Below are 14558 nucleotides of genomic sequence, written 5' to 3'. Positions count from 1 at the left end.
CTCGTCACATCCCGGACCTCCGGTGCCGCCTCGGGTCAGGAAGTGCCGCCGGTGGCCGGGGACTTCTTCGCCGACTCGGGAATCTCCGCGTCCGTGCGGATCGCCTTCCACAGCTTCGTCGCCTGCGGTTCGGCGGCCACGACCCGGTTGGGGTCGGTCTTGTCGTACTCGACCGGGAGCATGATCGTCTCCATGTTCTCCGGGTCGACGCCGTTCATGCTCCGGCCGAAGTCGGACAGCGCCTTGAGCGAGGCGAGGTCGGAGTCGGTGGTGAGAGCCGAGGTGAGCTCGTCGGCGATCTTGTAGGTCTTGGTGGGGCTGCCCAGCAGGTCCTGCTTCTTGATCTCGGAGAGCAGCGCGGTCATGAACTGCTGCTGGAGGGTGATGCGTCCGAGGTCGCTGCCGTCGCCGATGCCGTGCCGGGTGCGCACGAACTGCAGGGACTGGGTGCCGTCCAGCTTGTGGGTGCCGGCGGTCAGGTCCAGGCCGCTGGAGGTGTCGTGGATGTTCTGGTCGACGCTGACGGTCACCCCGCCGATCGCGTCCACCAGCCCCTTGAAGCCGGCGAAGTCGATCTCGACGTAGTGGTCCATGCGGACCCCCGAGATCTGCTCGACGGTCTTGACCACACAGGCCGGACCGACCTGCGAGTAGATGGAGTTGAACATCACACGCTTCGCGGATGCGACCGTCGAACCGTCCGACGTGCTGCACTCGGGCCGGGTCACCAGGGTGTCGCGCGGAATGCTGACGGCGACGGCCTTGGTGCGGCCCTCGGGTATGTGCATCACCAGCGCGGTGTCGGAGCGCGCCCCCGAGACGTCGGCCTTGTCCAGCGCGGCGTTGGCGCCGGAGCGGGAGTCGGATCCCAGGATCAGGATGTTCTGGCCCGACGTGGGCAGCTTCTCGGGCCGGTCGTCGCCGAGCGCCTGGTCGAGGTCTACGCCCTTGATGTTGCCGTCCAGGCTGCTGTACAGCCAGTAGGCGGTTCCGGCGCCGGCCAGGACCAGGACGACGAAGCCCAGAGCGATCCAGCGCCACACCCGGCGGCGCGGCGGCTTGGAGCGTCCGCCGTTCGGCGCACGCCTGGATCTGCGGGGTTGTTCCGACTCCGTCAGGGCGTGCGTCATGCGGCGCTGTCCTCTCTCACTGGTGGCTCGTTGCCGTACGGACTTGGGGAGGGCACGAGTGGGGGGAGAGGCCGGGCCCGGAGGCGGCTGCGGACGCCGCGATCTTTGTCCGAACTATAGACCGACTTCCGGACATCACCGTCGGCGCCCGCGTCACCCGCCGGACACCCTCTGTTGAACCGATGTGTCGATTGCTGTGCGTTTGCTGTCATTGCGGTGTGTTGTTGACACGCGAGTAACCACTAGTGATGATGTGACGGACGTGTGAATGGTTAAGTTTTGGTGTGAATGACGCCGGCAGTGTTGCCGGCGTAGGAGTGACCGCGTTTTTCGAGCCGGGGGGCTGGAGGGCGCGCGGTCAGGGGGGTTCCCGGCCCACGGGCCGGGATGCAGAAGGAGAGGGTGTCTGTGTTGCTGCATGCGTTCGCCCAGGAAGGGCGGCGGGTGTGACAACTGTTTCCGAACCTGCCGTCCAACGGGCGGTGGGCGGTGTCGGGCGTGCCCAGGGGGGCGCCGACGGTGTTCCACGCCAGACCCGGGCCCGGCAGCCGCATCCGGCGGGCTCCACGGAACGCGACGACGTCTATGTCGAGCCCGGCCTGACCCCGCTGGCGGCCAGGGAGGCCAACCGCTCCGCGGTCACCGCGCTGCTCGACTCGGTGGGGGTGCCGCACTTCGCCGTACGCGGCACCTCGGACCACGGGACCGTCGTCGCCGTTGCCGAGGAGCACCGTGAGCGGGTGCTCGGCGCTGTGTTCCAGGGACTGAGCCGGTACCCCGGGCACCTCAGTGTGATCGACCCGGACGCGCCGCGGCCCGCCCGCCCGGTCTCCTCGCGCGACTCGAAGGCCTGGCGCGATGTCGTTGCCGCCCGCATCCTGCAGATCAGCTGGTACCGCACCGATCCCGGCCGGCACCTGCTCCTCGGGCACGAGTACGGCTGCGCCATCGAGTTCTGGAGCCCGCACGGCACCCACCTCCTGGCCCCCCGCGCCAACCGCGCCTGCTGGGCCGTCGCGGCGGCCGGCCCCCATGTGCTCGGCGCCGCCCGCCTGTTCAGCCGCTTCGTGTCGGACTGGACCCCGCAGCACCTCGCCCCCGCGCTCCCCACCCGGCCGGAGTTCCTGGTGAAGTGCGCGGACGACATCGTTTTCCCCGTGGACGCCGTGTACACCTGGGTCGACGGCAACGACCCCGCCTGGCAGCAGCGCAAGGCGCAGGCCAAGGGTGAGGTGTACCACGCCGAGTCGGCGAGCGACGCCCGCTTCATCAGCCGCGACGAACTGCGCTACTCGGTGCGCTCACTGCACCTCTTCGCACCCTGGATCCGCACCGTCTACCTCGTCACCGACGACCAGGTCCCGGCCTGGCTGCGCGAGGACGTGCCCGGGCTGCGCATCGCGACCCACCGCGAGATCTTCCGCAACCCCGCGGACCTGCCGACCTTCAACTCGCACTCCATCGAGAGCCAGCTGCACCACATCGAGGGGCTCGCCGAGCACTTCCTGTACTTCAACGACGACATGTTCATCGGCCGGCCGGTGGCGCCGCACGCCTTCTTCACCCCGACCGGCACCGCCCGCTACTTCCCCTCGCGCAACCGCATCCCGCAGGGCCCGGTGGTCGAGACCGACACCCCGGTCGACGCGGCCTGCAAGAACAATCGCGCGCTGCTGAGTGAACGATTCGGCAGAGTGATCACCCAGCCGATGGAGCACATTCCGTACGCCCTGCGGCGCTCGGCGATGGAGGAGGCGGAGCGCGACTTCCCCGAGGCATGGGCGAGAACCGCGGCGAGCCGGTTCCGCGCGATGACCGACCTCTCGCCGACCTCGTCCTTCGCGCTCTACTACGCGGCACTCACCGGACGGGCCCAGCCCGGTTCGATGCCCTTCACTTATCTCCAGCTGGCGGTGCCCGACCTTGCGGAGCGGCTGCAGAAACTCCTCGACGGCAGGGACCAGGACTCGTTCTGCCTCAACGACGCGTTCTCGACTCCCGAGGACATCGAGGCCCAGCAGGAACTGCTCGACGGATTCCTCCATTCCTATTTCCCCACCCCCAGTCCCCACGAGCGATGAAACGGAGTTCATGACGTGTCCGATGCGACGTCGATGAGCTCCGCCGCCCACGTCTACAAACGTCTCGTCCCCCAGCCCGTGCGCTCGGCCGCCGCGACCACCGTGCCCGCCGGCGTCCGGCGCAAGGTCAAGCGCGGACTCGCCCGGACCCTCGGCCGCCGTGAAGCACGGCTGCACCGGCGGGCCCTGCGACGGGTCCGGAAGGTGGAGTTCGGGCATTCCGAGCGCCGGACCAAGGCCCCCGACGGCCGGATCGGGCACGTCCACAGCGGGCTGACCGTCGATCTCGCCCGCCGCCTCGACCACGACCTGGTCACCTACGCCCTCGACGCCGCGGACATCCCCTGGTTCGCGGTGCCCGCCCTCGACGACCGCCGCATCTGCCTGGCCGTGGAGCAACGGGACAAGGGAGCCGTGCGCCGCGCAGTACGCGCGTTGCTGGAGGAACACACCGGCTACGTCGTCTCCGTGTCGCCCGCCCACAGCGACACCCGGGAGATCCCGGGCAGTCATCTGAAGGCGTGGAAGAACTTCGGCAAGTCCCGGGTGATCCGCCTCACCTGGCTGCGCACCGACCCGACCGAGACCCTGTGGCTCGGCGAGGACCAGGGCGTCGAGATCGAGTTCTGGACGGCCAACACCGACCTGCCCCAGGAGCGGCTCGTCGGGCCGCGTCCCAACCGGGTCCAGCGCGCGGTGCCCAGCGATGCGATGGGCATCGAAATCGGGCTCGACCGGCTCTCCGGCTACCTCGACATCGACGGCGACCTGGAGCCGACGATCACGCTGGAGACCTTCGACGTCCCGCGCCTGGAGGAGATCACCTTCCCCGTCGACGCGGTCCTGCAGTGGCAGCACCCCACACCCTGGGGCGAGCAACTCCTGCGTGCCGCCCTGCGATCCCTGCACCAGTACGCGCCGTGGGTCGACGTCGTCCACGTCGTCGCGCAGGCACCCGTGCCGTCGTGGCTGGGCGGCGACGACCGGCTGAACGTCGTCCATGCGCAGCCGGGCGCCGAGTGGCGGCTGCACCAACTGCCCGATCTCGCGGACGCCTTCCTGCTGCTGCGCCCCGGGGCTCTGCTGGGCCGTCCGGTGCGGCCGTTCGACTACTTCACCCCGCACGGTGCGACCCGGCCCCGCCGCGGACCGTGGAGTGCGCAGGAGTCCTTCAGCCCCTGGACCCGCGCCGCCTACACCGCCACCGGCTGCGTCACCGCGCACGGCTACGCCGAGGGACCCCAGCCCTACAGCTGTGAGGTCCTGGACCGCCTCGCCCGCACGGGCGCCGAACCACTGCAGACCGCCGACGGCCAGATGATGAGCACGGTGCCCGGCACCCACCCGATGGACGGACTCGTCCACCACTTCGGGTACGTCGCCGGTCTCGCCGACCCGTCGGGCGAGGCGTCGTTGGTGCTGCACGCGGCGCTGCCCGGCATCGAGAACCATCTGGAGCGTCTCCTGGTACGCCGGGACACCCAGCAGATCCAGTTCTTCGGCCTCGGCTCCGAGCAGGCCCTCACCCAGGGCGGCACCGACGCCGTCCGTCACTTCCTGAGCCGCTACTTCCCCGTCGCCAGTGTCTTCGAGCGCGGGGAACCCGAGGAGCCGGACACCTACTCGTGAGCACTGGCAATCCCGAGGCGACCGCCGCGGTCGGGATGTACCGCACCCTTGTCCCCACGGGCCTGAGACGCCGTATCGCACGCCGTGTCCCGATGCGGCTGCGCATGGCGCTCAAGCAACTGCTGCGCCGGCTGGCGCTCCTCACTCTGGGCGCCCGGACGCTGCGTGCCGTGCGGGCCCGCCGCCGCTGGCCGCACCTGTTCCGCGAGGGGGAGCGGCTCGCCGTGCTCGCCGGACACGGAGCGCACATCGCCCTCGTACGGCCCACCGTGTCCCCGCTCGGGCTGCGCGAGGCCAACCTCGAACTGGTGGCGTCGCTCCTGGAGGACGCGGAGGTCGACTACTTCGCGATCCGCGGCAACTCCGACTTCCGCTCCTGCCTCGCGGTCGCCGAGGCCGACCGGCACCGGGTCGTCCAGGCACTGGAACGCTGTGCCGACAGCGCACCCGTCTATCTGACGGCCTGCCGGGGCGACGCCGCGGTCGGCCGGCGCGCCCTGTGCGCCTCCCGGCGCGGCCGCCGGCTCGGCCGGGAGGCCGCGATCCTGCGGGTCGGCATGGTGTGGAGCGATCCGGCCGGGTCCCTCGTGCTCGGTCTGGAGCACGGGTGCGACATCGAGTTCTGGCGCCCGGAGGCGGGGCGCCTGGTCGCGCCCCGCCGCAACCGCGTCACCGAGGACGTCTCGTTCGACGAGCCACGTGTCACCGTCCCCGTCAGCCGGCTGACGGGCTTCGCCGCCCTGCACACGCGGCGCACCCGCCAGGTGCGCACCATCCGGGCGTGCGCCGACGCGCTGCCCGAGGACGTGCGCTTCCCGATCGACGTCGTCTACACCTGGGTCGACGGCAACGACCCCGCCTGGCAGCGGCGGCGCGGCGAGTACGGGGACGGCGGGTACCACACCGAGTCCGCGAACGCGGCCCGCTACATCAGCCGTGACGAACTGCGCTTTTCGCTGCGCGCCCTGGAACAGAACGCACCCTGGGTCCGGCACATCTACCTCGTGACGGACCGTCAGCGCCCGGCCTGGCTCTCCGACCGCCACCCGCGCATCACCGTGGTGGACCACTCCGAGATCTTCGACGACCCGTCGGCCCTGCCCACCTTCAACTCGCACGCGATCGAGAGCCGGCTGCACCACATCGACGGGCTCGCCGAGCACTTCCTGTACTTCAACGACGACATGTTCCTGGGCCGTCCCGTGACCCCCCAGGACTTCTTCCTCTCCAACGGCATGACCCGCACCTTCTTCTCGCCGTCCCAGGTGCCCCGGTGGGACCTCACCCAGGGCGACCGCCCGGTCGACGCGGCGGGCAAGAACAACCGGCTGCTGCTGCTGGAGAACTTCGGCACCGCCATCGTCCAGAAACTGCGGCACGCGCCCTACGCGCTGCGCCGCAGCGTGCTGCACGAGATCGAGCGCGAGTTCGCCGAAGCGCACTGGCAGACCGGGCACAGCCGGTTCCGCAGCCCCACCGACATCTCGATCCCGTCGTCGCTGTACCACTACTACGCGTACTTCACCGGACGTGCGGTGCCCTCCGACATCGGCTTCGCCTACCTCGACCTGGCCAGGCCGGAGATCCAGCGGCGTCTCGGCATCCTGCTGGCCCAGCGCGACCGGCAGGCGTTCTGCATCAACGACACCCTCTCCGACGGCCACGACGTCGAGCGCCAGACGGCGATGCTCGGCCGGTTCCTGCGGTCCTACTACCCCGTACCGAGTCCCTTCGAGCGGAAGGAGCATGAGGTCCGGTGAAGATCTCCTTCCTCATCAACAACATCTACGGCATCGGCGGCACCAACCGCACGGTCATCAACCTCGCCGAAGCACTCTCCGCACAGCACGAGGTGGAGATCGTCTCGGTCTTCCGCCGGGCGAGCACGACGAAGTTCTCCATCTCCCCACGCGTCACCGTCCGCGCCCTGGTCGACCTGCGCCCCGGCTCCGCCGACCGCAACGGGGCGGGCAGTGACGAACCCAGCGACGTGGTGCCGCGCCAGGAGGAGTTCTCCGCGCAGTACAGCCGGTTCACCGACGGGCGCATCATCCGGGAACTGCAGAAGACGGACGCCGACGTGGTCGTCGGCACCCGGCCCAGCCTCAACCTGTTCGTCGCCGCCCACACCCGCGACGGGGCCCTGCGCGTCGCCCAGGAACACATGACGCACCTGGCCATTCCGCCCGCGGTGCGCGCCGAGATGGCCCGTGTCTATCCGCGGCTCGACGCGATCACCACGGTGACGGAGGCGGACGCCCGCTCGTTCAGGGAGAACACCCCGATCCCCGGCATTCCCGTGGTCGGCATCCCCAACAGCGTCCCGCAGCCCTCCGTACCGCCCTCCGACTGCTCCCGCAAGGTCGTCGTCAGCGCCGGGCGTATGCACCACATCAAGCGGTACGACCTGCTGATCCGCGCCTTCGGCATGCTGGCCGCGGACTTCCCGGACTGGCAGCTGCGCATCTACGGCGACGGCGGCGAGGCCGGAAAGCTGCGCGCCCTCGTCACCGAACTCGGTCTGGCGGGCCGGGCACTGCTGATGGGCGGCTTCTCGCCGATCGAGTCGGAATGGGCCAAGGGGTCCGTCGCGGCCGTCACCTCCAGCGCCGAGTCCTTCGGCATGACCCTGGTCGAGGCCATGCGCTGCGGGCTCCCCGTGGTGTCCACGGACTGCCCCGTCGGGCCCAGGGAGATCCTCACCGACGGCGAGGACGGCTTCCTCGTACCGAACGGCGATGTCGCGGGAATCGCCGAGGGGCTGCGGCGGCTGATGGCCGACGAGGCCCTGCGCCGTGAGATGAGCGCCGCCGCGCTGCGCAACGCCGCCCGCTACGACCCCGAGGCCGTCGCCGCCCGCTACGTCGAACTCTTCGAGGATGCCGCCCGCCGCCGCGCCGCCGCCGTGCGCGGCTACCGGACCCCGGGCGGTCCCCGCAGGACCGCCGCCGCCCAGGCCGCCGTACCCCCGGTGTCGCTCGGCGCGGCCACGGTGGACGTCACGGCGGACGACGCGGGCTGGCTGCGGCTGGCCGCGGACGGACCGGGCGAGGGACGCCACCGCTGGCAGTTCGTGCTCCGTCACAAGCCCTCCGACGGCGAGGCACGTCCCGAGCTGCCGCTGCGCACCGTACGCAAGACCCTGGCGAACGGCGGCACCCGCTACACGGCCGCCGTCACTCCCTCCGCGCTCGGCGAACTCGGCGACGGCCGCTGGCAGGTCACCATGCGCACGCCGAAGTCCGGAGCCGTCCATATGAAGGCCGGCCTGCGTGACACCAGGGCGCTGATCGACGCCCGGGGACGGCTGGTGGCCCGGCCGACGTCCGGGCCGGTCGGCTGGAATCTCCCCTACGCGCAGCCCAACGGCCGGCTGATGCTGCGCACCGTGCTCCGGCAGGAGCACGTCGAATGTGTGGCCACCGAGGTGACCGACACCGGCATCGTGCTGGAGGGCGTCCTGTACGGCAGGCTCCTGCTCAAGCCGGGCGCGCTCTTCGTGGTCAGCCGGCGCGGCCGCCATGCGGCGAACTTCTCTGTGCCCGTACGGCTGATGGGCAACCGGCGGTTCAGGGCCGAGGCCCCGGTACGGAAGGTCGTCGACCACCGGCTGGAGCGCTGGGAGGACTGGGACTGGTGGCTCCAGCCGGCCCCGGACGACCACCGGAAGATCCGTGTGTGTCATCTGCTGGAGGACTTTCCCGACGTCAAGGGCGCCTACGCCTACCCGCCGGTGCCGCTCGTGGGCGACGAGTCCTCCGCATACGCCGTGGTCCACCCGGCCCGGCCGGTGTGGGTGCGGCCCTACTGCTCGGCTTCCGGAGCCATGGCCATGAACGTGGTCGACCGATAGGGATGGATGAGAAGTGAACCGGACGATATTTGTGCTGGGGGACTCCGTCCCTGCTCCGCGGACGGACGAGGAAGCGCCCATGGCGGGCTGGGGCCAGAAGATCGAGGACCTCCTCGTGGGCCCGGTCGAGGTCGCCAACTACGCGCGCAGCGCCATGACCGCGCGGAAGTACTTCACCGAACGCTTCCCGGCGATGCTCAACCGTATGAAGCGCGGGGACATCGTCCTCATCGGCTTCGGCTGCGTGGACCACATGATCCACAACGGTATGCGTTACGTGCCCGTCCCCGAGTACCGGGAACTGCTGCGGCTCTTCGTGACCTACGTGCACCAGGAGGGCGGGGTCCCGGTCCTGGTCACCCCCATGGCGCGGTACGCCTTCGCCGCCACCGGCGAGGTGATCAACACCATGGGCGACTATCCGCGGGCCATGCTGGAGGTCGCCGACCAGCTGGGCGCACCGGTGATCGACCTCAACCGCCGTACCACGGAGCTGTGGGCCGAGCTCGGGCCGATGCGGCTGCGGCAGTACTTCTGCTGGGTGGACGCCGGCGACCACCCGCTCCACCCCGACGGGAAGATCGACTCCACCCACCTCAATCACACCGGGGCCTTCGAGGTGGCCCGTATCGTGGTGGGCGGGCTGTGCAACCTCGGCGTTCTGGACAAGGCCGACGTCAACGCCCCCCTGCTCATGGAGCCCCCCGTACTGCCGCCCGTGTCGGGCGAGTTCACCATTCAGTCCCCCGACGCGGCCCTCTACGCGCAGCGGGCGGGCGGGGCCCCGGACGTCACCAAGCCGGCCCCGGGTGCTCTCGCCGGACCGATGGTGAAGTTCTCCGGACTCGCCGCACCCGGCACGGACTACATGCTCTTCTTCGAGCAGGGCCAGTACCTCGGCGGCGCCGGCGTGGGCAGTTCGGGCCAGTGGACGTGGCGGCGGTCGGTGAACTGGACGCCGGGAGAACACGTCGTCCAGTGCGTGGGGCTGCGCTCCGACGGCTGCTCACCGGTGCTGGAGCGCCAGTTCACCGTGCTGACGGACGTGCCGGCACCGGTGGTCACGGGTCCCGCCGAGGGGACGTTCTCCGGCCCGCGGCCGCGCTTCTCCGGGAAGGTGCAGCAGGGCGTGACGAAGATCGTGCTCATGGAGAAGGGCGTGCTCATCGGGGCGACCGGAGTCAACGACAACGGCGAGTGGGCGTTCACCCATGCCCACGCCTGGCGCCCCGGCACCCACACGGTGGAGGTGATCGCCCTGTTCGGCGCGGCCGAATCCGTACCGACGGCCCGCACGTTCAAGGTCGTCGGCATTCCCGACAACAGCCCGATCAGAACGCTCGGAGCCTCCCGGGACTCCTGCGGTGAGATCTGTGAGCACCGGCCCTTCACCGGAGACTGGTGAGCAGGCTGAGGGCTTGGCCGACCGCAACTGCCCTCGGGCTTGCGGTGCTTCTCGCGGTGGTGCTCGCCGTACCGGGTGACCGAGAGCACACGGCGTCCCGGCTGCGGGTGGTCCGGGTGCTCCAGTACAACCTGTGCGGAGCGGCCGCGGTGTGTCCGGGGAATGCGGGCGGGTCGGGGCGCGGCACGTCCGTGGCGCGGCTGGTGCGGGAGGCCGTGAGGTTCCGGCCGGACGTCGTCACCGTCAACGAGATCTGTCTGACGCAGTACGCGGCGCTCAAGCAGCACCTTGCGCGCGCCGGCTGGCGGATGGACGGCACCTACGCCTCGTCCCAGGACAACGTGCCCGCCTGCGGGACGACCGGCCGGTTCGGTACTGCGGTGCTCAGCCGGGGCAACGTCCCGGACGGACAGCAGGACTACCGCCCGTTCGTCCACACGGGCGGCGAGACCTACACCAACGGCGGCCGCACCGTCCGGGTCCGCCGGGGGCTGCTGTGCGCCGACACGCGGTTCGACGGTGAACGCCTCGTCGCGTGCACCGCGCACACCTACTCCAAGGCGTCTGAGCAACTCCGGGAGATCAGGGACTGGACGGCCGGATTCCCGAAGAGCGTTCCCGTCGTGCTCGCCGGAGACCTCAATCTCCCGCCCGACGCCCCTGCCCTTTCCTGGCTGACCGGCCGCTTCGCGGAGGCCGACGGGGAGCCCGGAGAGGCCACGGCCGACGGGCGGAAGATCGACTACGTCTTCGCCACCAGGCGGCATTTCACCGTCGCCGACGGCGACGCCCGGTGGTTCCGCGAGTCCGACCACGCTCTCCTCGAAGGGCGGTTCGGCCTCCGGAGGGGGCGATGACGGCGAAGGGCCCCCGCCCGAAAGCGGAGGCCCTCCTCACCTACGACGACGTAGGACGCCGCACGACGACGTACGACGCCGCACCACCGTCACGCCGGAACCGAAGCAACCCCCGGTGCCAGGAACTTCTTGCCGTTCACGCGCTCCGAGACACCTTCCCGGTCCAGGTACGGCGTGATGCCGCCCAGATGGAAGGGCCAGCCGGCGCCCGTGATCAGGCAGAGGTCGATGTCCTGGGCCTCGGCGACGACGCCCTCGTCGAGCATCAGACCGATCTCCTGCGCCACCGCGTCCAGGACGCGGGCGCGGACCTGCTCCTCGGTCAGGACGACATCGCCCTGCTTCAGCAGCGCGGCGACCTCCGGGTCCAGCTCCGGCTTGCCGCTGTCGTAGACGTAGAAGCCGCGCTTGCCCGCCTTGACGACGGCCGCGAGGTTCGGGGAGACCTTGAAACGCTCCGGGAAGGCGCGGTTGAGGGTCTCCGAGACGTGCAGACCGATCGCCGGGCCCACCAGCTCCAGCAGGACCAGCGGGGACATCGGCAGGCCCAGCGGCTCGATGGCCTTCTCGGCGACCTCGACCGGGGTGCCCTCGTCGATCACGTTCTGGATCTCGCCCATGAAGCGGGTCAGGATGCGGTTCACCACGAACGCCGGGGCGTCCTTGGTGAGGACCGCGGTCTTCTTCAGCTTCTTGGCGACCGCGAAGGCGGTGGCCAGCGAGGCGTCGTCGGTCTTCTCGCCCCGGACGATCTCCAGGAGCGGCAGGACCGCAACCGGGTTGAAGAAGTGGAAGCCCACGACCCGCTCGGGGTTCTTGAGCTTCGACGCCATCTCCGTCACCGAGAGGGAGGAGGTGTTGGTGGCGAGGATCGCGTGCGCCGGGGCGACCGCCTCGACCTCCGCGAACACCTGCTGCTTGACGCCGATCTCCTCGAAGACGGCCTCGATGATGAAGTCCGCGTCGGCGAAACCCTCGGCCTTGTCCAGGACACCGGTCACCAGCGCCTTGAGGCGGTTGGCCTTGTCCTGGTGGATACGGCCCTTGCCGAGCAGCTTGTCGATCTCGGCGTGGACGTAGCCCACACCCTTGTCGACGCGCTCCTGGTCGATGTCCGTGAGGACGACCGGAACCTCCAGGCGGCGCAGGAAGAGCAGCGCGAGCTGGGACGCCATCAGACCGGCGCCGACGACACCGACCTTGGTGACCGGACGGGCCAGGCTCTTGTCCGGGGCACCGGCCGGGCGCTTGCCGCGCTTCTGCACCAGGTTGAACGCGTAGATGCCGGAGCGCAGTTCGCCGCCCATGATCAGGTCGGCGAGGGCCTTGTCCTCGGCGTCGTAGCCCTGCTGCAGGTCGCCGTTCTTGGCGGCGGCGATGATGTCCAGCGCGCGGTAGGCGGCCGGGGCCGCGCCGTGCACCTTGCCGTCCGCGATGAAGCGGCCCTTGGCGACGGCCTGGTCCCAGCCCTCGCCGCGGTCGATCACGGGACGCTCGACCTCGATGTCACCCTTGAGGACCTGGGCGGTCCAGATCAGCGACTGCTCCAGGAAGTCGGCGCCCTCGAAGAGGGCGTCGGCGATACCGAGGTCGAAGACCTGCTGGCCCTTGAGCTGCTTGTTCTGGTTGAGGCTGTTCTCGATGATCACCGAGACGGCCTTGTCTGCGCCGATCAGGTTCGGAAGGATCGTGCAGCCGCCCCAGCCCGGGACCAGACCCAGGAAGACCTCGGGGAGGGAGAAGGCCGGCAGGGCCTTGGAGACGGTCCGGTACGAGCAGTGCAGACCGACCTCGACGCCACCGCCCATCGCCGCGCCGTTGTAGTACGCGAAGGTCGGCACCGCGAGGCCCGCGAGGCGCTTGAAGACCTCGTGACCGCCCTTGCCGATGGCCAGCGCGTCCTTGTGTTCCTTCAGCAGCTCGACGCCCTTGAGGTCGGCGCCGACCGCGAAGATGAACGGCTTGCCGGTGATGCCGACACCGACGATGTCGCCGGCCGCGGCCTCCGCCTCGACCTGGTCGATGGCGGTGTTGAGGTTCGCCAGCGAGGCCGGGCCGAAGGTGGTCGGCTTGGTGTGGTCGAAGCCGTTGTCCAGCGTGATGAGCGCGAAGCGCCCGGCGCCGGCCGGCAGGTCGAGGTGGCGTACGTGCGCGGACGTCACGACCTCGTCGGGGAACAGCTCGGCCGCACCCTTCAAAAGCTCAGCGGTGGTGCTCACTTGCTGCCTCCGGCGTTTTCGAAGTGCGGGTTCTCCCAGATGACCGTCGCGCCCATGCCGAAGCCGACGCACATGGTGGTCAGGCCGTAGCGGACGTTCGGCTGCTCCTCGAACTGGCGGGCCAGCTGCGTCATCAGACGGACACCGGAGGAGGCCAGCGGGTGGCCGTAGGCGATCGCGCCGCCGTACTGGTTGACGCGCGCGTCGTCGTCCGCGATGCCGTAGTGGTCGAGCAGGGCCAGGACCTGGACGGCGAAGGCTTCGTTGATCTCGAACAGGCCGATGTCGGAGATGGACAGGCCCGCTTTGGCGAGGGCCTTCTCCGTGGCCGGGATCGGGCCGTAGCCCATCACCTCGGGCTCGACGCCGGCGAAGGCGTACGAGACCAGGCGCATCTTGACCGGCAGGTTGTTCTCGCGGGCGAAGTCCTCGGACGCGATGATCGAGGCGGTGGCGCCGTCGTTCAGACCGGCCGCGTTACCGGCGGTGACCCGGCCGTGCACACGGAACGGGGTCTTGAGACCGGACAGGTTCTCCAGGGTCGTACCCGGGCGCATCGGCTCGTCGGCCGTGACCAGGCCCCAGCCGGTCTCGCCGGCCTCGGGGTTGGTGCGGCGCACCGAGATCGGCACCAGGTCCTGCTGGATCTTGCCGTTGGCGTACGCCTTGGCGGCCTTCTCCTGCGAGCGCACGGCGTATTCGTCGGCGCGCAGCTTGGTGATGTGCGGGTAGCGGTCGTGCAGGTTCTCCGCGGTCATGCCCATGAACAGGGCGGACTCGTCGACCAGCTTCTCGCTGACGAACCGCGGGTTCGGGTCCACGCCCTCGCCCATCGGGTGGCGGCCCATGTGCTCGACACCACCGGCGATGACGGCGTCGTAGGCACCGAAGGCGATCGAACCGGCGGTGGTCGTCACGGCGGTCAGGGCGCCGGCGCACATACGGTCGATCGAGTAGCCCGGGACGGACTGGGGGAGACCGGCGAGGATGCCGGCCGTGCGGCCGAGGGTCAGGCCCTGGTCACCGATCTGCGTGGTCGCGGCGATGGCGACCTCGTCGATCTTCTTCGGGTCGAGACCCGGGTTGCGGCGCAGCAGCTCCCGGATCGCCTTCACGACGAGGTCGTCGGCGCGGGTCTCGTGGTAGATGCCCTTCGGGCCCGCCTTGCCGAACGGGGTGCGGACGCCGTCGACGAAGACGACGTCCCTGACGGTACGAGGCACGATGGCTCTCCTCCAGGGTGCGGGATGGCACTGCTGCGATGCGCTGAGCGCGCGCTCAGAACCCATGCTACTTATGAGTAACGTAGCTGCACAGCCCTGGCGGCTGGAGCGGCGAAGGTCACACCCGGCGGGCAGGCGCCCCGAAGGGGGCGCGGGGAACT

At 70.1% G+C, this 14558-nt stretch carries 9 protein-coding genes; 6 read left to right on the top strand and 3 right to left on the bottom strand.

Features of this window, described 5'->3' with window-relative positions; translation table 11 throughout:
* Positions 1 to 35 precede the first annotated feature (35 nt).
* Complete coding sequence (locus tag F7R91_RS31905) at positions 36 to 1130, bottom strand: LCP family protein (protein WP_150954870.1); 1095 nt, start codon at positions 1128 to 1130, stop codon at positions 36 to 38.
* Between the two features lie 446 nt (positions 1131 to 1576).
* Here F7R91_RS31905 and F7R91_RS31900 point away from each other — a divergent pair, with 446 nt between their 5' ends.
* From F7R91_RS31900 to F7R91_RS31875, 6 genes are read left to right on the top strand one after another with little or no spacing between them, the layout of a single operon-like run.
* Entirely contained in the window at positions 1577 to 3211 is a 1635-nt protein-coding gene (locus tag F7R91_RS31900; RefSeq protein WP_225320890.1) for a stealth family protein, read from the top strand.
* A 15-nt stretch (positions 3212 to 3226) separates the two neighbouring features.
* The gene (locus F7R91_RS31895; RefSeq protein WP_150954868.1) at positions 3227 to 4840 is read left to right on the top strand and encodes a sugar phosphotransferase; all 1614 of its coding nucleotides are present in this window, start codon (positions 3227 to 3229) and stop codon (positions 4838 to 4840) included.
* Positions 4837 to 6600 (top strand): stealth family protein, encoded by a 1764-nt coding sequence (locus F7R91_RS31890; RefSeq protein WP_150954865.1) that lies wholly within the window; start codon positions 4837 to 4839, stop codon positions 6598 to 6600. Before F7R91_RS31895 ends, F7R91_RS31890 begins: the two co-directional genes overlap by 4 nt.
* Positions 6597 to 8693 (top strand): glycosyltransferase family 4 protein, encoded by a 2097-nt coding sequence (locus F7R91_RS31885; protein WP_150954860.1) that lies wholly within the window; start codon positions 6597 to 6599, stop codon positions 8691 to 8693. The genes F7R91_RS31890 and F7R91_RS31885 overlap by 4 nt, the downstream gene beginning before the upstream one ends.
* Before the next feature lie 13 nt (positions 8694 to 8706).
* Positions 8707 to 10098 carry a GDSL-type esterase/lipase family protein gene (locus F7R91_RS31880; protein WP_150954857.1) on the top strand — a complete coding sequence of 464 codons (1392 nt, stop codon included), beginning with the start codon at positions 8707 to 8709 and terminating at the stop codon, positions 10096 to 10098.
* 44 nt (positions 10099 to 10142) lie between these two features.
* Positions 10143 to 10955: an endonuclease/exonuclease/phosphatase family protein gene (locus F7R91_RS31875; RefSeq protein ID WP_225320889.1), complete on the top strand. Its 813-nt coding sequence runs from the start codon at positions 10143 to 10145 to the stop codon at positions 10953 to 10955.
* 89 nt (positions 10956 to 11044) lie between these two features.
* Here F7R91_RS31875 and F7R91_RS31870 read toward each other — a convergent pair whose 3' ends face one another.
* Positions 11045 to 13174, bottom strand: coding sequence for a 3-hydroxyacyl-CoA dehydrogenase NAD-binding domain-containing protein (locus F7R91_RS31870; RefSeq protein WP_150954851.1), 2130 nt, complete (start codon positions 13172 to 13174; stop codon positions 11045 to 11047).
* A complete protein-coding gene (locus F7R91_RS31865; protein WP_150954848.1) occupies positions 13171 to 14397 on the bottom strand; it encodes a thiolase family protein in 1227 nt (408 codons plus the stop codon). The genes F7R91_RS31870 and F7R91_RS31865 overlap by 4 nt, the downstream gene beginning before the upstream one ends.
* Positions 14398 to 14558 lie beyond the last annotated feature (161 nt).

Origin of the sequence: Streptomyces luteolifulvus, assembly GCF_008806595.1 — a bacterium.
GTDB lineage: Bacteria > Actinomycetota > Actinomycetes > Streptomycetales > Streptomycetaceae > Streptomyces > Streptomyces luteolifulvus.
The sequence above is the reverse complement of the archived record's forward strand: the minus strand, read 5'-3'. Positions and strand labels throughout refer to the sequence as shown.